Consider the following 25,122-nt stretch of genomic DNA (forward strand, 5'->3'; position numbering starts at 1 on the left):
CATCCATGCGTTTTTTAGTAACAAGCAAGATACCAGCAGCAAGAACAAGAATAGTACCTACAACATAAAGGATAGTTGTTCCCATACCACCAGTTGAAGGAAGAACAGAACCTTTTTTGTTGACAACATCAGTTGTTAAAGAACCAGCAGTAGTGTTTGAAGTAAATTCAAGACTACCAGTTCCTGTAACTGAGTTCAATGCTGGGCTATCAGATTCTACATCGTGGTCTGCTGTTACTTTAAATTCAACATCAGAGGCTTTGTTGTAACCATCTGGTACTGTTGTTTCTGAAAGTTTGTAATCACCATCATCAAGACCTGAGAATGTGAAAGTAGTCACGCCAGTGATTTCATCACCAACAGCATTCCAGTTACCGTCTGAATCTTTTTTGTAAAGAGTGAATCCAGCACCTGGCAAAGCAGCACCATTTTGGTCAACTTTATTTACAACAACTTTGTAAGTAAAGACGATAACAGTATCTTCTGGAGTTTCACCAGTTGGAGAAGTTTCACCGCTACCAGTGTAGTTAGGATTGTTTGAGTAGATAAGTTTGACAGTATTTGGGTTACCTTCTGAACCAATAACAGCATTTTCGTTAAGAGTAGCTGTGTATTCAACAACTACTTTTGTTGATGAAGTAACACCGTCAAGTGATTTCAAGTTGTTAATTTTGAAGCTTGAACCATCATCAGCGATTGTGAATGATGACGTAACATCAGTTTTTTCATCGTCATTTACAAGGTAAACTTTAGCATCTTTGTTGTAAGTCAAACCAGATGAAAGTGTATCTGAAAGTTCAAGATAGTATTCATCATAAGAATCAAGATTAGTTGGCAATGTAGCAGTCAATTGGAAAGGGACTGAATCGTTAATATCGTAGTCAGCAGAATCTTGCCAATCAGTAGTTGTACCATCTGTATCGTTAGTATCTTTTACTTTTTTCTCAACAGAAGGAACACTTGTTTTAGGTTCTACAGTAACGTTATTAACAACTTGTAAAATGTAGTTTGTATAAGCTTCGTTGTCACCAACACTAGCATTTTGGACAAGGTAGTAACCAGCTGCGAGACCTGTTAAACCACCAGCATTTCGGAGGTATTGACCTGCCGCTTTAGCAAACTCTTCTGCTTGGCTAGCAGTAAAATCTTCTGCTCCCAATACTTCTGCAAGTTCAGCTGCAGAGCTTACGCCATATTTTGTTTGAAGAGCTGTTTGACCAGCTTCAGTGATACCATTACCCCATTTAATGTTTGAAAGGGTTGTACCATCTTCTGATAAAGTACCAGTAAAGATTTGGTAAGATTCATAAGTACCATTACCACCGTCAACAGTGATATCGTATGCTAGTGCTTTCCCACCAGTAAAGGCAAGAAAAGCTGCCAACAATGTAGCAAAAATTAATTTAAGCTTTTTCATAATAATTCCTTTTCTTTCTTTTTAATTTAGTGTGAGTAGAGTAAAAATATAATCTAAGGCTTGGCATCTATCGACTAGGCAACACCGCCTTTACCAATATATAAACTAATCATCATAGGTGACCTCCTATCTGATAACGTTTATAGACTTTAAAGATTAATAAACCGATAGCAAGCAATGATAATGCCGCACCAGCTAAGTAATGCCATTGCGTACCATTACCACCAGTCTCAGGCAAATCATATTGCTTCTGAGCTGTATTCCTAATGGTAATCGTTGCAGAATCCGAAGCAATCGCCATATCAGCTGCTTCCTCAGTAGGAACATCATTATTACTATTAGTGTAGCTAGTATCATAACCAGAAACAGCATTCTCTTTTACATAATAAGTATAAGTGACCGCATTTCCAGACGAATCCGTACCCGAAACAGGTAGTTTTGTATAAGTTTTCGTCCAGTCATCATCATGACTCAACGTTTCCCCAGACAGATGAGTTGATTCGGTAGACGTTCCGTCCTCTGCCGTTGCAACCTGAATCACATCATAAGTGATAGAACCATCAGAACGACTTGTCTCATCACCAGTAGCCGTGAACCATTTCTTATTGACGGTTAAGTCAATCGTCTTAATCTTTTCGTTTTCAACGTAAGCCGAGCCATTATTTTCCGAGAGGTTCGTAATATGTTGAATTTCTATCGGTAATGTAGAAAGGCTGCCGTCCTCATCCCAATAAAAATAGTGCTTCTCTGGATTATCTGGCAAATTATATCCCGCTGGAGCTTTTGTTTCTTTAGCGTAGTAAATGATATCCTCTTGGTAAATACCTTTAGAGTATACAATAGAAATCTGCCCCTTAGCATTAGTCTGATAAGGAGTACCGATAACCTCATCGTTACTATCATCCAGGTCTCCGTCATACTTGTAAACAGTAAATGTTGCTCCTTCTAAAGCTAAACCAAAATTATCCGCATCAACTTTGCTAATAATATAAGCTTTCTCAGTATCAAATCCAGAACTTGTTCCCGTTCTTTGCCAATGCACCGTTGTAGTGGTACTATCCGAACCGTTTGCTACACCTTCCAGTGTCGCCGTATTGTGAGGATAATAATAAGCGGCATTGTCTTCATTTGCTTTGGTTAATTGATATGAATATTCTAAAATATAAGGCGTTGAGTCTTTTAGAGTTACTACCAATGTATGATAGTGGTTTCCCCAACCATCGTCAGTAGAGGTGACTTTCCAAGACCACTCACTTGCTGGTACCTCTGTACCATCAGCATAATAAAGTTTGACAGAATCTTGAATTAAGTATTCTGAGACTTCATTTGACCAATTATGCATAGTATCAGTCAGGGTAATCTCATCAGAACCTTCAACTAAATCAGCACCTTCTGGATTGATATCTAAACTATAACTTAATTGGCGTTTTGCATTATCCCATTCCCCTGATTTAGAAATAGGTTTGGTATCTGTCCCCGGATTAGAACCACTATTCCCATCAAATGTTACGTTTTGCGTTTGATCATCCGAACCATATTCTTCACCATCAACGGTTACAGAAACATTATTAGTCAGGCTTTTTGTAATTTTAGCACCATCTACAGTAAAGTCATCATAATGAGTCGTGAACGTGAGCCAAAAACTAGTATTACCTCCAATATTGTCTTTCAAAGTCTTACCATCAGTTGTGGTGAAATTCAGCGTTACTACACCATCACTCGAAATAGAACCATCTAACTTAATATTGTAGGTTCCCCATTCATTAGCTCCCTCAGTGAGTATATTATTATCAAGATTGGCAGCAATTTGCCCCCAACGTTGACCGTAAGTGAGACCTGTTAGACTAACTCCCTCTGGCAAAGTATCTGTAACTGTCATACTAGTTGCATTATCATCCAAATCAACTCTTACCATCCAAGTAACAGTCCCATCTGAGCTTGTAGTATTAGTTGTACCAGAGTTTCCATTACCATCCATTTTTACAACATTAGTATTTTCACTATAATCATATTCTTTAGTAAAATTATGTGTTCCCGAGGTAATGGTGTTAGCATATTTCTGTGTTGAACTTTTATCTAGGTCAATAGTTGATCTATAGTGAATACCTATGTTATTTGATGAGGTATAATCAGCTGTCAGCGTCACCTTGAACTCAGTATAATGAACGGTATCACTTAAATCACTATAGCTAGTATAGTCACCGTAATTTGGTTGACGCGCTTCAAGAGTAAAGCGACCAGTACCGAAAATCTCTACCAGTCGATGATATAAATCCTCTAGTTGATCCTTAGTATACCAATGAACTTCCGAATTCTGATTATAAGGATCTTTCAAGGTATCTGTAAACACTGTTCCACTTTTAAGAACTCCTGAATTTGGCATCTCAAGTTCCACTTCCCAAGCAAGTTCACTCAAACCAAATGATGCGACTCCTTCTGCTGAAACTCCCTTAGTTAAACTTCCAGTTCCAGGTACCGTAACTTCGGTTTCTTTTGTAACTTGATCGTCTGATGTTGTGGTGTTACCGTCATCATCTAAAGTAACCTTATTCTTGATACTGCTTGAATCCCAGCCTAAACTTGACTGATCAACTGAAGTTGTATAAGTGATAGTATACTCATTGATATTTTTATTATCAGAAGTGGCACTAAATTTTATACCAGTGATTTTTCCATTAGAATATTGAAGAGTTGCCCCAGTATTCGGCGAAATGTTTACACTACTTGCTTGAGAAAACATCTCATCCGTTAGCAATGCTCCAGCTATATCATTATGGTTGCTATTAACCTTAATTGTCCAAGTAATAGTTCCATCACTTGCATTATAGCTACCCTGCTTATCAACCTGATTAAGTGATAAAGTCACATTTGAACTACTTGAGTGAGTTTCCTTATCATCCTCATCGGTCTGAGATGTAGCTGTAACTGTATTATTAGCTGTTACCGATGAACCAGCTGTCAGACCAGAAACTTTATAACGATATGTAACTGTGTAATAATGTCCAATAGGATTTCCACTAGAATCTACACCACCAGAAACCAGTTGAGGTAAAGTCATATTCAAAGTCTTATTTGATGCATTAAAGCTATAGGAATAAGTACCTGATGAAACATCTTCTGTTGATGTTACATTACCAGTGTTTCCTGCGTATGTCGATTTTGTAACACTTACAGAGTCAAGTGCAGATATTGAAACTCCAGATGCTGTAAGAACATCTTTAATATCAATTGAACTTGGTGTACCATATTTTGAGTCAACCCGTACCGTATATGTTATATACGGAGTATCACCATCATATGTAACTGACCCAGACTTCGAAGTAGTTAAGTCATAATTTTTTGAAATAACATCCTCAGGGATAGTTACCACTAGACTATCTGAATACTGAACACTATAACTACCATCATTTTGTAAATGTGTAGATCCATAAGTCGCATCGTATTTTAACCACCCCGTTGATTGTGTTCCATCAATAATTTCATTAACGTAACTTTCAATAAAGGCAATTAAAATATAATATTTACCTGTTTGACTATCATAAGTAAATTTGTAAGTGTATGCATCAACTTGATTACTATCCTTACCAATATATTCTGTGTTAAGGTTGATGTCTTGACCAATAGCCGTATCATCAGGAAGCTCTAGGTAATAATATCTATCCGCATCTAGATGTGCTTTAGAAATCGTATAATCTAGTTCTAAATTAACTGTCAAAGTCTGTGTTGACAAATCTTCAACAGCACTGCTCTCATCATAGATGTATCCCGTCAAGTAATCTGAAAAATCGGCATACGTAACACCTGCAATAGTATAATTTGAGAAACTATCTGATTTAAAATTAACACTTATAACACTATTCGAACTGTCCTGATTAATCGTTGTATCAGTTTGTTCTGTGAGGTCTTCCACCTTATTGACATCATTGTCCACAAAGTGATAGAGTTTCCAACCACTTTGTAGTTCAGAGTTTAAAACGGCATTTTTAAAGGCAATTGAAACATTGACATCCTTACTTGGTTCGACTTCCTTGCCACTTGCTGTGACAAACGAAATATCATATGTGTAAGCTTGTGCCAAAGTTTGCTTTGTTTCACTCAAAACAGACGTCAACTTGTCATTAATAGCGCTTGTATCTGATACTGGGCTGACTTTTAACGTAACAGGTTCTGAAAACGTGTTATCTTCGTATGTTGCCGTCACCGTAACATCTGATGTTTCAGCACTGAGACTTCCCGCGGCGACAGCATCTGGATCTGACGACTCTGTCTCTGCTTCTGATGTTGTTGTGCTACTATCTGTTACCTTTGAACTTTCTGCTTGACTGCTTTCTTCTTGCAAAGCTTCAGTAGTTGTTTCTTCCGAACTACTTACTGACTGAATAACAGAAGAACTGCTATCTGTACTAATTGTTAGGGCGGGTAAAACCAAAGCGTAAGTCGTGCTAAAGACAACAACAACAGATATTCCTAAAGCAATTTTTGCAACTAAGCTTTCTTGCAACCTTTTCTTTACTAAAGCCGCTAGTTTTATCCACAGCTTTTTCATAAGTACTCCTTTCTTTTTCCTATTCTATTGTTCCAAATCGTGTTAGTGGCCAAATTCTAAATGTTAGTTTACCTACTAGTTGCTCATCACTTACTGTGCCAACAGCATTGTTACGCGAATCAATTGAAACGCTTCGGTGATCTCCCATAACGAAGAATTTTCCGTCTGGAACTTGATAAGGCAAATCAATATTCGTTTCACCGTAAGCCTTTTCATTTTCAGCAAGGTATGGCTCATCAATCTTTTCACCATCAACGTAGACATTCCCGTCCTCATCAATGTTGACCCATTGACCAGACGCCGCAATCACACGTTTCACCAAAACCTTATTATTGTAATAAAATGCAACGACATCACCCTGTTTCAAATTTTTACTACTAACAGAAACCACCATGTCTCCAGCCTTTAAGTTAGGCGTCATTGAATTTCCATAGATTTGTAAAACTGGCAACCAGATTGTCGCTACGAGTACGGCAATAGCCGCTACTGTAATCAATGTGAAAATCGTTCCTCTGAGCGTCCGAAAATAACGCTCTCGATACTTTACTTTGCTTAGTTCTTTTAATAGTTCCTTTGAATCAGGTAAATCACTTATGCTTATTTCTTGCGTCCTGACAGTACAAAACTTTTTCATTTTGACTACAAATCCTTTTTCGTTTCTAATGACTCCTAACAAACTCCTAGGCTTAATATGACAGCCTTTTTTAACCCGATCTCCTTTTTTACGATTTAATTTTATCCTCATATCTAGTAAAAAGCTATCACTTTTTATTTACAACCTGTAAATAAAAAGTGATAAAATTAAAAAAATATTGACAGAATGTTAATCTAATAGGGTTTGCATGGCGTAGATTCCTCAAAAAAAGAAATTGTCTTTCTTTTCTAATAATGAGAAAAAATCGTGTTTTTTATGGTAGAATACAAATTATTATTGGAGGAAAATACAATGGCAAGATACACACGTGAAAAAATCATAGGTGCTTTTTTCGAATTAGTCACAGAAAATCCTCAAAAAACAAACTTTACCATCTCTGAAATTGCTTTAAAAGCTGGCGTCTCTAGACAAGCGATTTATCAGAAACACTTTAAGAATTTTAGTGAAATCATTACCTATGTCGATGACTACATCATCTGGGAAATTCGCCAATGGAGTCACCACTATGACAAAAAAAGAGATGGTAACCCTGTGGACTATGTTGCTGATAAGTTGCTACCCGTTCTTTACGATAAAAAAGAGCATTTAAAACTTCTACATACTGCCGCGATTACACAAACATTCGAAGATACCATTGTTAATGGTTTTGTAGAATGGGCATCAGAAATTATTCACCCCAAATGCGACATTTTTAATCTCCCCAAAGATGTCTTAATCAAAATTATCGTCGAACAAATTGCAGCTATTATCAAAATTTGGCTTCTTCAAGAAGAACCTGTACCACCCCAAGAATTTAAAAAAGACTTTTTAAAATTAACAAAAGCCCCTTTATATTCTTACTACACAATGGAAAATCAAAAAGCTAGAGATTAAATCTCTAGCTTTTTTGATTTTTTATACTCCAATTCTTATAATATATAAAATTTTTATATATTATACTTGACTTTTAAATTAACCTGATTTATAGTTTATATATAAAATAATTATATATAAAAATTTTATATATTGTCAGAAAGGAATTTGCTATGTACTTTCCAACTTCTGCGACTGTTATTGAATTTCTTATTCTAGCTATCGTTGATAAAGAAGATTCTTATGGCTATGCCATCAGTCATACAATTAAAGAGGTGGCCAACATTAAGGAATCTACACTTTATCCCATCTTAAAAAAACTAGAAAAGGCGGGCTATTTGGACACCTACCAACAAGAATACCAAGGTCGTAAACGCAAATACTACACAACTACAGAAAGTGGTAAACAACAACTTGCCTTTCTAAAAGACGAATGGCAATTATACACCACTAAAATTGAGGAGATTGTCGAAGGGAGATTAGAGGATGACGAGAAGTGACTACTTGGCAAAACTAGATAAATACCTAAAAAAATTGCCAAAAGATGACTATCAAGAAGCCATGGACTACTTCAGAGAATATTTCGATGAAGCTGGTCCCGAAAATGAAGAAGCAGTTATTGCTGAACTAGGATCACCTAAAGATGCAGCGCACGACATTATTAGCCGATTACTCGATGAGAAGATTGTTGAAGATGAAAAATCACCTAAAAACAAGGCTATCATTATCTGGATTGCTATCCTTGCTATTCTAGCTAGCCCAGTTGCCCTACCACTTATTTTGGCGCTACTTATGGTTATTATTACCATTTTGGCGTTCGGAATTGCCATTATAGCCATGGTACTAGCTCTAGGAGTTGCCCTTTTAACATCTGGTGTTTACATGCTGATTGACAGTTGGTCTTATCTTAGTATCGCGCCATCAACAACAGCCTTGGGATTAGGATTGGGACTTTTATCACTCGGCTTAGCACTACTAGCTCTTTTAGCTGCTGGTGCTGTTGGGAAATTCGCAGTAAAAAGTATCGGCAAATTAATTCAAAAAGCGGCAAGTAAAAGGAGAAAATCATGAAAAAGTGGACAAAAATTGTTTTAGGTATCGGGATTGGAGCTAGTTTAGCAGGAGCTGGGCTAGCTGGAATTGGTCTGGCTACTGGAGGTTTAACAAAACTCAACCAAAAATACGAAGTTAAATCACACATCAAGCAAAGCAAAGTAACTCTTGACCAATTTAATAAAATTGATATTAATGCCTCAACCTTTGATGTTGTGGTTTCAAAAGTCGATATTGATAAACCTTTTATCTCATATTCAGACACAAAAAAACTCCCAGTCTCTTATCAGGTTACAAGCGATGGGACGCTTACCGTTAAACAAACTGGTGGCTGGAATGGTAACCACAGATCTTCCATTAACCTTTTCAGTTTAGCTGACCTTGTTAACCTAACTAAAACTGGGACAGTAACCAATAAACATACCATTATTATTTCTATCCCTAAAAATATGGATATTCACTCCATAAAAACCAATTTAAAAACCGGTGATTTGCAATTCAGTGATGTGACTGCCGATTACGCCAACATCGAACTCAGTGCAGGGGTTTTAGATATTACCAACTGTAACTTTAATTCTGGTAAATTGACTATCGCTGTCGGAGAGGGAAATTTCCAAAACTGCAATCTAAACAAGTTCAGCCTAACAACAAGCACAGGTGATATTGATTTTGAAAATGGCAAAATCATTGACTCAAACATTGACATTTCACTCGGTGATTTTTCTGCAAATGGTATTAATTTGGAAGGTCTCAATACATTATCTAGCTCAACTGGAGACGTCGACATTACCCTTGCCAATAAAGAACTTACAGTTCAAGCTAGCAACAATATCGGAGATAGCGATATCTCTAGCTCCCTAATTCCTTCAACCAAAAACATCCTAAAAGTTGACGGTAATACCGGTGACATTACTATTAATTAAACTAAAAAGGTGCCGACACGGCACCTTTTTATATCTTAAAATAAAAATGTTAACAAAGCTAAAATAGCTAAACCACCTTGTTTAATAATAATTTTTCGATCAGCAGTCACACTACCATAAAGAGCTGCCAGAACAACATTCAAAAGGAAAATGACCACAACAGTTGCATTTCCTGTAAAGATACCGTAAAGCAAAAAGACAGCAATCAAACCATTATAAATTCCTTGGTTTTTAAATAGATTGGTTACAGATTCACGTTGCAGCTCTTCTTCTGACATGTTAAAGACACGCGCTGTTGCTTTAGACTGTGTCGCAAATGTCTCTAAATACATAATGTAAAAATGTTCCAAAGCTACTAAAGCAGCTAAAATCAGTGTAATAATTGACATATTTTCTCCTCTTTCTCATAATCTACAGATTTTACACACCTGTAAACTCATCGTAAACGTTTCTAAATTAATCGACTTTTGTTAAGTATACTAAAGCTTAAGACATTCTTCAAATGATTTGCCTACAAAAAAACAGAGGATAGGAAATCTATCACTCTGCATCTTGTTTTCTATAAATGATGACACCCAATACCATGAAAGCGATAAGGAATCCAGTTAAAACACCAACTTCTTTACCGATTGAGCATGTCATAGAAATGGTTTGACGTAAACCACTAACGATATATGACATTGGCATGTATGGATGTACGACTTGGAAGAATTTCGGACTAAGTTCGATTGGATATGAACCACCCGCAGAACCAACTTGTAATAACAACATGATCAATGATGCGAATGAACCATAACGATTATCCCATCCAACCAAAGCTGTTACAAGAGCCATCAATGTCCAACCACTCAAGATAATAAAGAGAAGGGTTTGCCAACCATAGTTAGCTTCAAATCCGAGGAATTGAATAGCACCGTATAGAATCAATGAACCTGCTGTTGAAATCAAACCATTAATGAATAGTTTTTGTTTTGCCCATTCAAAACGGTTCTTAACAGGACGTCCAGATAATGAATCTGCAAAGATAACATTTGTTGAAAGAGCGACAACCATAAGTGATACAGCAATCATATAAGGCGCCATACCGATACCATTTGTTTTCACGCTATCTTTATCTTTGGCAGTTGTAGATACTGGCTCAGAAACCAATTTGGCATTTTTACTGTCTACAGAGACAAGTGACAATTGATGACTTGCATCAGATAATGAGCTTGTCAAGGTTGTCAAGCCATCTGTCAATGTTGTCAATCCATTTGTCAATGTACCACTACCTGCAGCCAATTGACTTGAACCAGAAGCCAATTCTTGTGCCCCTGATTGCAATTTCTTAGCACCACTATTTAGCTTATCATTGTTTGAAGCTAACTTGTTAGCAACATCAGCTGCTTTCTTAGTACCGCTTCTTAACTCATCACTTTTAGAATCGAGTTGGTTAGCGCCATCTGTTGCTTTTTTAACACCGCCAGCTACTGCCTTACCACCGCTCACTAATTCTTCATTTTTCGTAGCCAAAGCTGTTGTTGCAAATTCTGCTTGAGCAAGACCATTACTTAATTGAGGACTATTGGCAACTAGTTGTCCTAATCCAGATTGTAAAGCACTGGCACCACCATTTAATTGAGAAAATGCAGATAGTAACGGTTCATTATTACCAACTATTCGGTTAGCTCCTGTAGTTAATTGTCCAACAGCTGATGTATAGCTAGAAATACCTGAAGCCAAAGCTGGAATACCTTGATCTGATGTCAAACCTGCTTTAAATTGCGTTAAACCATCTACTAATTGTTGACTTCCTGCACTGGCAGTTGAAGCATTAGCTTTTAAGGTAGCCACTTTATCAAGAAGAGCTGATAAATTCGTTAATTGTGCTGATAAATCTTGAAGTGAGGCAAGCTGTGTTTGAATACCAGAAATTTGATTTACCAAATTATTCGCAGTTGCTGCACCAGTACTATTTGTGATAGCTGCATTGATTTCAGCTTGTTGTTCTGAGCTAAGGCTTTGATAAGCAGAAGTTGCTTGAACAGCCGCTAAATCTGAGCTATTAATAGATGAAATTGCTGAACTCATCGTAGACAGGCTTTGACCTAATTGACTTAGGCTATTAAGACTGGCTTGCAATTGTGATGTATCTGGCAAGCTTGTATTATCTAGTTCAGTTTGAAGGGCTTGTAAACCATTATTAAGATTTGTCGCACCTGCAATTAATTGATCTAGATTGTTACTACTTGCTGTTTGTAATTGATTAATGCCGTCAGTTAAATCTTTAGATTTAGCATTTAATTGAGTTAAGCCTGCTGATAGCTGACTGACACCATTAGTATATGATGTTAAAGCTGTTGCAAAAGTGGTTTGTCCTGCTGACAAAGCATTCATACCAACTGATGCCATATTAACACCACCTGCATACGTATTAAAACCTTGTGTCAATTGAGGCATAACTTTAGCAACCTTACCTTCAACAGTGGTGTACTCTGTCACACCTGCTGATAATTTATTAGCACCAGCTAGTAACTCTGGTAAACCAGCTGATAATTGTCCTACACCATTTGTGTATGCTGACACACCTCCGGAGATTTTATCAAGACCAGGTGCTAATTGTCCAACACCGTTTGTATATTCACCGAGACCATTAACAAGTGTTGTTGACCCGTCAGCGAGTTGTTGACTTCCTGAAGCGGCTTTATTTAGGTTATCTGTAATGGTTTGGCTACCTGATTCAAGTTTTTGACTACCATCAACTAATTGATTACCACCATCGCTGGCCTTTTTCAAACCATCTTGAAGACTAGTCATACTTTTGAAGACTGCCTTCGTATAAGTCTTCGTGATATTTTCTGAGACAGTATCCTTGAGCTTAGTCATTGCTGATTCACTCATTTTTGAAGCGACAACACTACGACCTGCTGTTGTTTGGTATTTAATGTTTAATTTCTCAGGATTATCTGTTAGCAAGCTTGATGCTTTTTCTGATAAATCTTCTGGTAAAGTGATAACCATATAATAGTCACCATCTTTTAACCCTTTATCAGCTTTTTTCTGACTAACAAAATGATAATCAAGAGCTTTATTTTTAGACATGCTGTCTACCATGTCATCGCCGATTTTTAAAGTTTTATCATTTAGCGTTGCTGACTTATCCTCATTGACAACTGCCACTGGCAAATTCTCTACATTCCCATAAGGATCCCACATAGAGCCTAAGAATGACAAGTTATAAAGAGCTGGAACAAGCGCAACCCCAATCATTGTCACCCAAAGTTTGGGACTTTTAATAAGTGCTTTTAATTCTTCTAACATATTTTCTCCTAATTTAGACACACTGTTCAAAAATTATGATAAAATATATTATACAAGGATATGAAATAATTTCAAGTCGAAAGGAGGAGTTTTTGGACACTCTGTCTAAAGCTGTTCAAAAGATTATCATTATGGCACATGACAACCGTAAAGCAAACACTAAAAAAGCTATTCAAGAAGCTATGGTTAGCCTTTTGAAATCAGAGAGTTTCGATGATATCACAACCATAAAATTAGCCAAAGAAGCCGGTATTAGCCGCTCTAGCTTCTACACACACTATAAAGATAAATTCGAGCTAATCGATTCTTGCCAACAAACTCTCTTCAATCAAGTCGAGTATATCTTCGAAAAGCATGAAGGAAATAAAGCACAAGCCTTTTTAGAAATCTTCGAATTTCTAAAACGTGAACAACTATTATCAGCTTTAATTTCAGCTAACGGAACTCGTGAATTTCAGGCCTTCATTGTCAATAAGGTACGCATCTTCATTAATACTGATTTACAAGACAGATTTGGCCGCGATGAGCTAACTCCAACTGAGAGAGAATACAGTAGTATTTATTTCGCTTACGCCTTTTTCGGACTTTGCCAATCATGGATTGCAAAAGGAAAAAAAGAATCACCTCGACAAATGACTAACCTTATCTTAAAGCTATTACCTTTGTAAAAACTCCTCTCACTATGATCACCTATCGGTGATCTTTTTTGAAAAAGAAAAAAACCACGGTAAAAGCCGTGGTTTTAAATACTTCAATAAACTGAGAATTAAAGCATTTTGTTGTAGTATTCAACGATAAGTGCTTCGTTGATTTCTGGGTTGATTTCGTCGCGTTCTGGAAGACGAGTCAATGAACCTTCAAGTTTTTCAGCGTCGAATGATACGAATGCTGGACGTCCAAGAGTAGCTTCAACAGCTTCAAGGATAGCAGGTACTTTAGCTGATTTTTCACGAACTGAGATAACTTGACCTGGAGTTACGCGGTATGAAGGGATATCAACACGTTTACCGTCAACAAGGATGTGACCGTGGTTAACGAATTGACGAGCTTGACGACGAGTAGTTGCAAGACCTAAACGGTAAACAACGTTGTCAAGACGACGTTCCAAAAGAACCATAAAGTTGAAACCAAGAGTTCCACCTTTAATCTTAGTAGCTTGTACGAACAAGTTACGGAATTGTTTTTCACCTACACCGTAAGTGAAACGAAGTTTTTGTTTTTCAGCCAATTGCAAACCGTATTCAGAAAGTTTACTACGGTTGTTAGGACCGTGTTGACCAGGCACGTAGTTACGACGTGCCAATTCTTTACCTGTACCTGTAAGAGACAAGCCAAGGCGACGTGATTGTTTCCATGATGGACCTGTATAACGTGACATTTAAAATGTCCTCCTATAAAATAAAAATTTTGTAGGAAATAACAATTTAGAGAATCCTGATTCGTGCAGTTGACTTTCATCTAAACAGCCAAGATTACTTTTCCGACTTCTAGGAGCTTTTCTATAGAAAGAAAAACTGTAGAAGAGCCAACTGTTGACGAGCTTCATACTCTCCTGCTATTATTTCACACAAAGCATAGTTTAACATAAAAAAAAGGCTCTGTAAAGCCTTTTGTATGTTAATTCTTAGATAAAATTAATCAAAATAACGAATCAATGTTTTTTCAGTTAAAATATCTGAATAAGTGTATGATTCTACATAAGAATTATTAATGGCACCAGGTACATCAGAATTTTCGTTGTATTCAACGATAAACAATGATGGGTATACTTCTGTCAAACGGCCAATTTTGTTTTTTTCACGTTTACGACCATTTTCAAGCGTCAATTCAACTAATTGACCTTCGTGGGCTTTAATATCTTCTTTGATTTTCTTCATTTTAGCAACGTCTGCAAATGCATCACTCATCTTTTATCTTACTCCTTATCTTTATTAACGCTCTTCGAATTGCGCAATACTAGAAAATTTATTATATTCTTTTTGGAAAATTAATTTCACGGTTCCACGCGCACCAGAACGGTTTTTCTCCAAGATAACTTCAATCGTATTATCTTCAACGGCATCTTCGTTATCTTCACCTTCACGACGATAATAATCATCACGATACAAGAAAGCTACAATGTCAGCATCTTGCTCGATAGAACCAGATTCACGAATATCTGACAGTACTGGACGTTTATCTTGACGTTGTTCAACACCACGAGACAACTGACTCAGTGCGATAACTGGCACTTTTAATTCCTTAGCCAAAATTTTCAATTGACGTGAAATATCAGAGACCTCTTGTTGTCGGTTCTCAGGACGCGTTCCTGTAATCAATTGAAGGTAGTCAATAACAATCAAACCAAGACCGCCTTCAACTTCTTGCGATAGCTTACGTGCACGCGCGCGAATCTCAGTAATTTTAATCCCTGGTGTATCATCAATATAAATTGGTGCGTCCGCCAAGGCTCCTTGAGCAATGGTGATATTATTCCATTCCTGATCTGTTAACTGACCTGTTCTAAGATTATGGGAATCAACCATTCCCTCTGCAGCTAACATACGGTCAACCAAGCTTTCAGCTCCCATTTCCAGAGAAAAGATGGCTACTGGTCTATTTTGCTTAGTTCCAACATTCTGCGCAATATTTAAAGCAAAAGCTGTTTTCCCGACGGCTGGACGCGCCGCTAGAATGACTAACTGATCAGGGTGTAAACCTGTTGTAATCTTATCCAAATCACGAAAACCTGTCGGCAAACCAGTAACATCACTCGTTTGACGTGAACGAATTTCCAAGTTTTCATAGTTAACCTTCAAGACGTCTGAAATCTTGCGAAAACCACTACGATTGCTGTGTTCATTAATCTCAATAAGAGCTTTTTCTGCTCCAGCAATCACGTCTTCTGAATCTGTAGCTCCTTCATAAGCCAGGTTTACAGTTTCTGTCAACCTAGAGATAATATTACGCAGCATTGCCTTCTCAGCAACAATCTTAGCATAATACTCTGCATTGGCACTTGTTGGCACACTGTTGACCAATTCAACAATATATGACAAGCCACCAATATTTTGCAAATCACCTTGGTCATCAAGAATTGTTCTCACTGTTGTAGCATCGATAGCCTCATTACGATCACTCAAAGTAATCATTGCTTTAAAAATAACTCGGTGAGAGTATTTATAAAAATCATCTGGGCTAACAAATTCACGAACAGTGATGAGTTTATCTGGCGAGATAAAAATAGAACCTAAGACAGATTGCTCTGCTAATAAATCCTGTGGCTGAACTCTCAATTCTGGCTCTTCTGCCAATCTTTTCACCTCCCCTAGTAAGCTCAAATCTTAATTATGCTTCTTTAATGTTTAATTTAATTTCAGCAGTTACTTCTTTATGTAATTTCACAGGTACTTCAACAGAGCCAATTGCGCGAATCGGGTGATCTAAAGCAATTGAACGTTTGTTGATTTTTAAACCGAATTGTTTCGACAATTCTTCTACAATTTTTTTAGCTGTAATTGAACCAAATGTACGTCCATCAGGACCAACTTTTTCAGTGAATTTAACAACAGTTTCTTCTTTTTCAAGTTCAGCTTTAAGAGCTTTAGCTTCAGCTAACACTTCAGCTTGTGCTTTTTCTTCTGATTTTTGTTTACCTTTTAATTCACCAATGGCTTGGTTAGTAGCTTCTTTAGCAAGATTTTTCTTAATCAAGAAGTTTTGAGCATAACCTGTTGGAACTTCTTTGATTTCACCTTTTTTACCTTTTCCTTTGACATCTGCTAGAAAAATTACTTTCATCTCTCTGCCTCCATATTTTCTCTTAAATCATTTTCAATCACATCAAGTAAAACACCCTCGGCTTGGCTCACTGACATATTTTCTAACTGACAGGCAGCTAGAGTAAAGTGACCACCGCCACCAAGTTCTTCCATCATGCGCTGAACATTAATCTTACTACGGCTACGTGCTGAAACAGCAACTTTATTAGGAGCCACTTGCACCAAAACAAATGTCGCCTCGATACCTGCTAAAGATAACATGGTATCAGCTGCTTTACTAGCAACTACTTTACTATAATTAACACCATCACGACCACTGGCAACGATGATGTTATCATAAATTTTTCGGCCTCTAAGAATTAATTCATTAACCAATCGATATTCCTCAAAATCAGTTTGAGAAATGTTTTGAATTTCGATACTATCACTACCATGTGCTCGTAGATAGCTTGCAACATCAAACGTTCTGCTCGTTACACTTGCTGAGAAGTTCTTCGTATCAAGCATAATACCAGCCATTAAGACGCTCGCTTGAATTTTACTTAGATGCTTCCTAGCATTCTGGAATTGAATTAGCTCTGTAACCAACTCACTTGCGCTACTTGCTCCGCTTTCAATGAAAGTCAAGATAGCATTTTCTGGGAAATTATCATCACGACGATGATGATCCACGACAATCACATCTGTAAATTTATTGTAAAGCTTTTGCGATAAGGTTAAGTCAATCTTAGAATGATCAACCATAATCAACAATGAGCGTTCTGTCAGCATTGACAAGGCTTGCTTGATAGTAATTAATTTAGTTTTTGCATCGTCTTGCAGTCTTTGTACAGCACGCGTAATATCTGGACTCATTTCGTCTGGATTATAGACAACATAAGACTCTTCGTTAATATTACTTGCAAAGAATTGCATCCCTACAGCTGATCCAAGAGCATCCATATCAATATTGCGGTGACCAACAACAAATACACGGTCAACACCTTTAATGTGATCTGAAATAGCTGTCATCATGGCACGTGTACGTGTACGTGTACGCTTAACAGTAGATACTGAACCACCACCAAAATACAACGGCTTCTTATGCTCATCATTTTCACAAATAACAACCTGATCTCCACCACGTACAAGCGCAGTATTTAAATTCTGCAAGGCTACTTGTCCAATTTGTTGATGGTTATCATCTCCGTAAGAAACACCCATACTAAGTGTTAACGGTAAGTTGTGCTCTTCTTTAGCCTGTTTTCGAAAAGCTTCTAAAACATCAAATTTATCATCAATCAAACTACTCAAAACAGCATAATCTGTGAAGAAGTAAAATCGGTCCATATTGACACGACGATAAAAAATATTTTTTGACTTCGTGAAATTCGAAATAAAGTTTGCAATAAAGCTATTGATTTGTGAAATCTCAGCATCTGATAAATCATCTGTCACATCATCGTAATTATCGATGGAAATAATTCCAATAACTGGACGCAAAAGGGCTGCATCTCCCAACTGACGATTTCCCATAGATGTATCAAAGAAATAGAAAATCCCCGTTGAAGAATCGATGTAAGATGAGTACTTATTGCCATTTAACTCAAATGTCTGAGTGGCGTCCCCTTCTCGCTTAGCCCCAATAATTCTACGAATGACGTCATCCTCAAACTCTCCTTCTTCACTAGTGAAAATGAGCTCTGCATATGGATTAAACCACTCTACCTCGTTTGTTTCTTGATCAAACTGAACAACACCAACTGGCATTTGTTCTAGAAGATGTTTTAGACCAACTTCCGTTTGGTTGTTTAATAATTCAATTTGTTCAAGTTCCGATAACTCATAATTTTCTTTCTGATAGTAGAGCAAAGCTACAAGTAAAGAAAGCGCCAAAAAGATTGCAGCTAAGATAGCTGACTCCGTCTGAAAAAGTCTGACACAAATAGCCAAGATGCCAAATAAAATAAGGCCAATCATGACTAAGTGGATAGTTGCAAATCGAAATCTTTTCATTGGTTAACCTCTTAGCTTACAATTATACCATAAAACAGCCTTAATTTATAGTAGGAAAGCAGAAAAGCAACCCCAGTTAATAAGGGTTGCTTTCTTGTTTTAATGATACTTAATCTTCTTGGTTACGATGGTGTTTTTGTTTACCTTCCAAGTAAACCATCAAGATAGAAATATCAGCTGGGTTAACCCCTGAAATACGGCTTGCTTGTCCGATAGTTTCAGGATTAATTTTCTTGAATTTTTGACGAGCTTCTGTCGCAATAGAATCGATATCATCCCAGTCAATATTAGCAGGGATGCGTTTTTCTTCCATGCGTTTCATCTTGGCTACTTGATCTAGAGCTTTATTGATGTAACCTTCGTATTTAATTTCTGTTTCCAAAAGTTCAATTACTTTGCTATCAAGTTTTTCTTCAGCTGGACCAACAAAACTTGTCGCAATTTCATAATTGATTTCAGGACGACGCATGAATTCTTTTGCTGTCAATGCATCTGTCAACGGTTTGAAACCTAGTGCTTCAATACGTGCGTTAGTTTCCTTAACAGGTTTAATTTTAAGAGTTGACAATCTTGTCAACTCGTTGTCAAATTGACGTTTACGGTTCAAGAAACGTTCATAACGTTCTTCATCAACCAAACCAACACGGTGACCAATTTCAGTCAAACGCATATCTGCATTATCATGACGCAAAATCAATCGATATTCAGCACGACTTGTTAGCAAACGGTAAGGTTCCAAAGTTCCTTTTGTTACCAAATCATCAATCATAACACCGATATAAGCATCACTACGTTTAAGAATCATTTCTGGCTTACCTTGAACCTTCAAAGCGGCATTAATACCAGCAACAATCCCTTGACCTGCAGCTTCTTCATAACCTGATGTACCATTGGTTTGACCAGCCGTAAAGAGACCTGAAATTTTCTTAGTTTCAAGCGTTGCGCGCAATTGGTGTGGCAAAACGATATCATATTCAATCGCATATCCTGTACGCATCATTTCGGCATTTTCAAGTCCTTTGATAGAATGAACTAATTCTTTTTGAACATCTTCAGGAAGACTTGTTGATAAACCTTGAATGTAAACTTCTTCAGTTTCACGCCCTTCTGGTTCCAAGAAGAGTTGGTGACGTTCCTTGTCTGCAAAACGAACAATTTTATCTTCAATAGATGGACAATAACGAGGACCTACCCCTTTAACAATACCTGAGAACATTGGAGCACGGTAAAGGTTTTTGTTAATGATATCGTGACTAGTTTGGTTAGTATAAGTCAACCAGCATGGAATTTGGTCTTTGAGGTAATCTTCATCATTAGACATGAATGAGAAATGATTTGGTTTTTCATCACCCGGTTGAATTTCTGTTTCATCATAGTTGATAGAACTTGCTTTAACACGTGGAGGTGTCCCTGTTTTGAAACGTCCAATTTCAAGTCCAAGTTCTTTCAAATTATCTGCAAGTCCAATTGAAGCTAGGCTGTTATTTGGACCAGATGAATATTTGAGTTCACCCAAAATAATTTCACCGCGAAGAGCTGTACCAGTTGTGATAACGACAGCTTTAGCTGAAAATTTTTGATTAGTAGCTGTGCGAACACCAACAACTTTTCCATCTTCAACTAAAACTTCTTCAATCATTGACTGACGTAATGTCAAATTATCTTGCTGTTCAACAGTATGCTTCATTGTACGAGAGTAAAGCGCCTTATCAGCTTGTGCACGAAGAGCACGTACAGCAGGACCTTTACCAGTATTAAGCATTTTCATTTGGATGTAAGTCTTGTCAATGTTCTTACCCATTTCTCCACCAAGAGCATCGATTTCACGAACGACGATACCTTTGGCAGAACCTCCGATAGCAGGGTTACATGGCATAAAGGATAACATTTCCAAATTGATTGTTGCGAGCATTGTTTTACAACCCATACGAGCTGCAGCCAAACTAGCTTCTACACCAGCATGCCCAGCACCAACAACAATTACATCATAATTTTCAGCAAATTCATGTGTCATGATTCAATTACAATATCAAGTAAACCTTTGCCAATCTTTTTATCAAATTAAAGTAATCAAAAGATTAGCTAAGCTACTCAAAGCATTCCTTTCCAAATATAAAATACGATTAGTAAAACAAAAAACGGTCAAAACCCTCGAAAATTGTGCGGCAAAAACGCACAATTCTCATGAGCTTTGACCATCATGATTATTGTTATGATTATTGTATCAAATTAAGTTAAAATGTCAATTTAATTGCCGATAATTTTTCGAGCAATAGTTGATTTTTCCCATTAGTCATAAGATAGTTATAAAAACTTTCTCGGCATAAGATTTTTCGAAGAAGGTTTTAATCGAGTTGATCTAGGATATCACTAAAAGAGCGTTTGGTGATAGTCGCTAACTTAACCAAGTTGTCAGCATCTTGCCGTTTACGTTCAGCGTCTTCTTTTGGATATCCACAACCGAACTCATCTTCAAATAACTTATCTAGAGTGTACTGTAAATTTAGCTCACCTGACCACCCAAAATTTAAGCCTAATGGCAAAGAAACAACATTGCCATTATTAATACGACCAAAAAGATAAGCATCTTGTGGTGCTTGAATAAAGCCACAACGCAAGCCAGGTAAACTATTACAAGCAAGCATCATCCCTTGACCAGATGAACAACCAGTCACCACAAAATCTAGACTTTGTGTTTCAATCAACAAGCTTACCATAACAGCCACTTCAACATATGAAAAGTTTGCTGTTTCATTTGGGAACATTCCAAAGTTAACAACTTCGTGTAGTCCCTTTACAGCTTTCTGCACTGATTGAAATAAGAGGTCATTTATATCTGACCTTGTACTCGCTTGAATAACTCCCACTCTCATAAGATAATCTCCTAGCATCATTCCCAAAAGTAAATCTGTCAACTTGTCTTTACACCTTTGTCAACTAGATATATTGACAAGCGACTCCATTTTTATAAGCCATATCAATGATTCCACCACCTAGGCATTCTTCGCCATCATAGAAAACAACAGCTTGACCTGGTGTAATGGCACGTTGTGGTTCATCAAAGACAACTTCTGCTTTGTCACCTTTAACATGTACTGTAACTTTAGAGTCTGGTTGACGGTAACGGAATTTTGCTGTAACTTCCATTGTAAATTCTTCAGGCATATCACGTGTAAAGTGAATACTTGAAGCGTCAAGGCTAGTTGACATTAATGATTCATGGTAGAATCCTTGACCAACGTAAAGAATGTTTTTTGAAAGGTCTTTTCCGACAACAAACCATGGTTGATTATCGCCACCTTGTTGTCCACCAATACCAAGACCTCCACGTTGACCGATTGTATAATACATCAATCCAGCGTGTTCACCCATATCACGACCATCAACAGTCATCATACGACCTTTTTGCGCTGGTAAATATTGACTAAGGAATTCTTTAAAGTTCTTTTCACCAATAAAGCAAATTCCTGTTGAATCTTTTTTCTTAGCTGTAGCAAGACCTGCACGTTCCGCAATTTTACGAACTTCTGGCTTTTCCAAATGTCCCAGTGGGAACATTACTTTTTGCAATTGTTCTTGTGATAATTGACTCAAGAAATAAGTTTGGTCTTTATTATTATCTGCACCACGCAACATATGAACTGTGCCATCTTCATCACGAGAAACTTGAGCATAGTGACCAGTTGCAACATAATCAGCTCCAAGCGTCATGGCATAGTCAAGGAAAGCTTTAAACTTGATTTCCTTGTTACACATAACGTCTGGATTTGGTGTACGGCCTGCACGATATTCCGCAAGGAAATATTCGAAAACGCGGTCCCAATATTCTTTTTCAAAGTTAACAGAATAATAAGGAATACCAATTTGGTCAGCTACAGCTGCCACGTCTTTATAATCTTCGGTTGCTGTACAAACACCGAATTCATCTGTGTCATCCCAGTTTTTCATGAAGACGCCAATAACGTCATAGCCTTGCTCCTTCAAAAGAAGAGCTGTTACAGACGAATCAACGCCTCCACTCATACCAACAACAACACGTATTTTTGAATTATCTGTCATGATAATCCTCCCATCAAGATATTTTTTTCGAACATAGGCTTGAAGGGCCCAGTTTTTCAAAAATCGATTTGAAGGTCGATTTTGAATGCGTGAAACCACGCGAAGTCTATTATAACATGAAATTCTTGTTATGTAAGTCTTTTGTGCTCCCTTTTTACATTTTTTTCTCATTTTTAATCAAGTTAAGCGATTTATTATCATTTACCCTAGCTCTTTCCTTTGTTATAATAAATAAGCATAGATTCTAGAAGGAGTAGATATGAAAAATCTAAAATTCCAATCTGTCTTTGACATTATTGGACCTGTTATGATTGGCCCATCAAGCAGCCACACTGCTGGAGCTGTTCGTATTGGAAAAATTGTAAATTCTATTTTCGGAGAAATTCCTGATTCCGTAACATTTCATTTATATAATTCATTTGCTAAAACTTACCGTGGACACGGAACTGATAAAGCACTCGTTGCTGGTATCCTAGGAATGGATACTGACAATCATGACATTAAAAATTCATTAGAAATCGCTCACCAAAAAGGCGTTCGCATTTATTGGGATATCCTAAAAGATAGCAATGCCCCCCACCCCAACACTGCTAAAATTACTGTGGAAAAAGGGGATAAAACAATGAGCATTACTGGTGTCTCAATTGGTGGTGGAAATATCGAAGTGACTGAGCTTAATGGATTTTCTGTCTCTTTAAAAATGAATACGCCAACCTTAATTATCGTTCACCAAGATATCCCTGGTATGATTGCCAAAGTAACAGATATTCTTTCTGAACACAACATCAATATCGCTCAAATGAACGTTACTCGTGAACGTGCTGGTGAAAAAGCAATCATGATTATTGAAGTTGACTCACGTGATTGTCATAAGGCTGTTGAACAAATCCAACATATCCCGCACTTACACAATGTGAATTTCTTTGATTAGAAAGGAAAAGAATGTTTTATTCTATTAAAGAATTAGTTGAACAAGCCGATAAAGACTTTAACGGTAATATTGCTGAACTAATGATTACCACAGAAACAGAATTAAGTGGGCGTAGCCGTGAAGAAATCATTCACATCATGAAAAAAAACCTTCAAGTCATGAAAAATTCTGTTACTGATGGACTCACTCCTAGTAAATCAATTAGCGGTTTAACCGGAGGAGATGCTGTCAAAATGGACAACTATCTAAAATCTGGCAAAACCTTATCTGATACAACTGTGCTAACAGCCGTACGAAATGCTATAGCTGTCAACGAATTAAATGCTAAAATGGGACTGGTTTGTGCCACACCGACAGCAGGCTCTGCTGGATGCCTACCTGCCGTTTTAACAACAGCTATTGATAAATTAAACCTTTCTGAAGAGGAGCAACTTGACTTCTTGTTCACTGCGGGTGCTTTTGGACTTGTTATTGGAAATAACGCATCGATTTCTGGTGCTGAAGGTGGTTGTCAAGCCGAAGTCGGCTCTGCTTCTGCAATGAGTGCAGCAGCTCTTGTAAAGGCCGCTGGAGGGTCTGCTTATCAAGCTAGCCAAGCTATCGCCTTTGTTATAAAAAACATGCTAGGTCTTATCTGTGACCCTGTTGCAGGGCTTGTTGAAGTTCCTTGCGTTAAACGTAACGCCCTTGGATCTAGTTTTGCGTTGGTCGCTGCTGATATGGCACTTGCTGGCATTGAATCACAAATTCCAGTTGATGAAGTAGTCGATGCGATGTACCAAGTTGGATCTAGTCTTCCAACGGCGTTCCGAGAAACCGCTGAAGGTGGCTTAGCAGCCACACCAACTGGACGCCGCTTACAAGCTAAAATATTTGGTGAATAATCCACCTAGTATTGAAATACTAAGCGCTAATTTTCTTGCTAATTGACGATTTTGTCAATCAACGTTGACAAAATTTACAGGAGAGTAAATATGAAATCAATCTTATTCGACCTTGATGGAACACTAGTAAATTCTAGCCCCGGTATTAAAGCAGCTTTTAATTATGCTTTTGAAAAGTTACACCTACCTTTACAAACAGATAAACAACTGTCAACATTTATCGGACCTCCATTAGAAGTAACTTTTGGGCAATATTTTGACCAAGCAGACGATGTCAATCACGCTATTAAAACCTTTAGAGACTATTATGGGGAAAAAGGTGTCCATCAAGTCTCTCTTTATAACGGTATCTCAGAAGCACTACAAGAGTTAAACAATCTAAATTACTCACTATTTGTTACCACAAGTAAACACCAACCAATGGCTAATCTCATGTTGTCAGAACTTGGTATCATTTCACATTTTAAAAAAGTCTATGGTTCTACTCCTCAACATTTCCATAAAGCTGATGTGATTAATGCCTGTCTCACAGAACAAGGTATTCAAGCACATGAAGCGGTTATCATTGGTGACACAAAATTTGATATGATTGGTGGTCAAAAAACAGGTGTCAGAAGACTCGGAGTAACATGGGGATTTGGCAGCCTAGAAAGCTTACAAGAACATGGCGCTGAAAGTATTTGCCATCACCCACATGACATTAAAAAAGCACTATCATCTTTATAAGATGATTAGTGCTTTTTCTT

The 25,122-nt window shown here is 37.3% G+C and carries 20 protein-coding genes and 1 pseudogene; 8 read left to right on the forward strand and 13 right to left on the reverse strand.

The window, feature by feature from the left end; translation table 11 throughout:
* From JG537_RS08320 to lepB, 3 genes are all read right to left on the reverse strand, one after another.
* On the reverse strand, positions 1–1,417 hold a 1,417-nt coding region (locus JG537_RS08320; protein ID WP_199544867.1), incomplete at its 3' end, for an isopeptide-forming domain-containing fimbrial protein.
* A 112-nt stretch (positions 1,418–1,529) separates the two neighbouring features.
* Positions 1,530–5,963: a SpaA isopeptide-forming pilin-related protein gene (locus tag JG537_RS08325; RefSeq protein ID WP_199544869.1), complete on the reverse strand. Its 4,434-nt coding sequence runs from the start codon at positions 5,961–5,963 to the stop codon at positions 1,530–1,532.
* 19 nt (positions 5,964–5,982) lie between these two features.
* Positions 5,983–6,597 carry a signal peptidase I gene (gene lepB / locus JG537_RS08330; RefSeq protein WP_132869791.1) on the reverse strand — a complete coding sequence of 205 codons (615 nt, stop codon included), beginning with the start codon at positions 6,595–6,597 and terminating at the stop codon, positions 5,983–5,985.
* Between the two features lie 312 nt (positions 6,598–6,909).
* On the opposite strand from lepB, the gene JG537_RS08335 reads away from it, so the two are divergent.
* The 4 genes from JG537_RS08335 (at position 6,910) to JG537_RS08350 (ending at position 9,446) form a co-directional block, all read left to right on the forward strand.
* The gene (locus tag JG537_RS08335) at positions 6,910–7,491 is read left to right on the forward strand and encodes a TetR/AcrR family transcriptional regulator (RefSeq protein ID WP_199544871.1); all 582 of its coding nucleotides are present in this window, start codon (positions 6,910–6,912) and stop codon (positions 7,489–7,491) included.
* Positions 7,492–7,643: 152 nt separating this feature from the next.
* Positions 7,644–7,970, forward strand: a complete 327-nt coding sequence (locus JG537_RS08340; protein ID WP_132869467.1) for a PadR family transcriptional regulator — start codon at positions 7,644–7,646, stop codon at positions 7,968–7,970.
* Positions 7,957–8,541: a DUF1700 domain-containing protein gene (locus JG537_RS08345; protein WP_132869466.1), complete on the forward strand. Its 585-nt coding sequence runs from the start codon at positions 7,957–7,959 to the stop codon at positions 8,539–8,541. The genes JG537_RS08340 and JG537_RS08345 overlap by 14 nt, the downstream gene beginning before the upstream one ends.
* A complete protein-coding gene (locus JG537_RS08350) occupies positions 8,538–9,446 on the forward strand; it encodes a DUF4097 family beta strand repeat-containing protein (RefSeq protein WP_132869465.1) in 909 nt (302 codons plus the stop codon). Before JG537_RS08345 ends, JG537_RS08350 begins: the two co-directional genes overlap by 4 nt.
* Before the next feature lie 35 nt (positions 9,447–9,481).
* Here JG537_RS08350 and JG537_RS08355 read toward each other — a convergent pair whose 3' ends face one another.
* Entirely contained in the window at positions 9,482–9,835 is a 354-nt protein-coding gene (locus JG537_RS08355; protein WP_074965511.1) for a DUF1304 domain-containing protein, read from the reverse strand.
* Between the two features lie 151 nt (positions 9,836–9,986).
* Complete coding sequence (locus tag JG537_RS08360; protein WP_199544872.1) at positions 9,987–12,746, reverse strand: YhgE/Pip domain-containing protein; 2,760 nt, start codon at positions 12,744–12,746, stop codon at positions 9,987–9,989.
* Between the two features lie 131 nt (positions 12,747–12,877).
* On the opposite strand from JG537_RS08360, the gene JG537_RS08365 reads away from it, so the two are divergent.
* A complete protein-coding gene (locus JG537_RS08365; protein ID WP_199544944.1) occupies positions 12,878–13,414 on the forward strand; it encodes a TetR/AcrR family transcriptional regulator in 537 nt (178 codons plus the stop codon).
* A gap of 98 nt (positions 13,415–13,512) precedes the next feature.
* Here the strand turns inward: JG537_RS08365 and rpsD are convergent, their stop codons facing one another.
* From rpsD to mnmA, 8 genes and pseudogenes are all read right to left on the reverse strand, one after another.
* Complete coding sequence (gene rpsD / locus JG537_RS08370) at positions 13,513–14,124, reverse strand: 30S ribosomal protein S4 (RefSeq protein WP_014295480.1); 612 nt, start codon at positions 14,122–14,124, stop codon at positions 13,513–13,515.
* Positions 14,125–14,380: 256 nt separating this feature from the next.
* Positions 14,381–14,653, reverse strand: a complete 273-nt coding sequence (locus JG537_RS08375) for a Veg family protein (RefSeq protein WP_004233634.1) — start codon at positions 14,651–14,653, stop codon at positions 14,381–14,383.
* A gap of 24 nt (positions 14,654–14,677) precedes the next feature.
* Entirely contained in the window at positions 14,678–16,039 is a 1,362-nt protein-coding gene (dnaB, locus tag JG537_RS08380; RefSeq protein WP_074482289.1) for a replicative DNA helicase, read from the reverse strand.
* Between the two features lie 34 nt (positions 16,040–16,073).
* Positions 16,074–16,526, reverse strand: coding sequence for a 50S ribosomal protein L9 (gene rplI, locus JG537_RS08385; RefSeq protein ID WP_199544873.1), 453 nt, complete (start codon positions 16,524–16,526; stop codon positions 16,074–16,076).
* Positions 16,523–18,502, reverse strand: coding sequence for a DHH family phosphoesterase (locus JG537_RS08390; RefSeq protein ID WP_199544874.1), 1,980 nt, complete (start codon positions 18,500–18,502; stop codon positions 16,523–16,525). Before JG537_RS08390 ends, rplI begins: the two co-directional genes overlap by 4 nt.
* Positions 18,503–18,611: 109 nt before the next feature.
* Entirely contained in the window at positions 18,612–20,516 is a 1,905-nt protein-coding gene (mnmG, locus tag JG537_RS08395) for a tRNA uridine-5-carboxymethylaminomethyl(34) synthesis enzyme MnmG (protein WP_132868805.1), read from the reverse strand.
* 220 nt (positions 20,517–20,736) lie between these two features.
* Positions 20,737–21,375 (reverse strand): annotated as a pseudogene (locus JG537_RS08400) (RpiB/LacA/LacB family sugar-phosphate isomerase).
* A gap of 64 nt (positions 21,376–21,439) precedes the next feature.
* Positions 21,440–22,561 (reverse strand): tRNA 2-thiouridine(34) synthase MnmA, encoded by a 1,122-nt coding sequence (gene mnmA / locus JG537_RS08405; protein WP_199544875.1) that lies wholly within the window; start codon positions 22,559–22,561, stop codon positions 21,440–21,442.
* 259 nt (positions 22,562–22,820) lie between these two features.
* On the opposite strand from mnmA, the gene sdaAB reads away from it, so the two are divergent.
* The 3 genes from sdaAB to JG537_RS08420 all read left to right on the forward strand — a co-directional run bounded on the left by sdaAB (position 22,821) and on the right by JG537_RS08420 (position 25,102).
* The gene (gene sdaAB / locus JG537_RS08410; protein ID WP_132868807.1) at positions 22,821–23,492 is read left to right on the forward strand and encodes an L-serine ammonia-lyase, iron-sulfur-dependent subunit beta; all 672 of its coding nucleotides are present in this window, start codon (positions 22,821–22,823) and stop codon (positions 23,490–23,492) included.
* An 11-nt stretch (positions 23,493–23,503) separates the two neighbouring features.
* On the forward strand, positions 23,504–24,376 hold the full coding sequence (gene sdaAA / locus JG537_RS08415) for an L-serine ammonia-lyase, iron-sulfur-dependent, subunit alpha (protein WP_199544876.1): 873 nt from the start codon (positions 23,504–23,506) through the stop codon (positions 24,374–24,376).
* Between the two features lie 90 nt (positions 24,377–24,466).
* On the forward strand, positions 24,467–25,102 hold the full coding sequence (locus JG537_RS08420) for an HAD hydrolase-like protein (protein WP_132868809.1): 636 nt from the start codon (positions 24,467–24,469) through the stop codon (positions 25,100–25,102).
* Positions 25,103–25,122: the final 20 nt, after the last annotated feature.

The organism is Streptococcus vicugnae, assembly GCF_016461705.1.
GTDB lineage: Bacteria > Bacillota > Bacilli > Lactobacillales > Streptococcaceae > Streptococcus > Streptococcus vicugnae.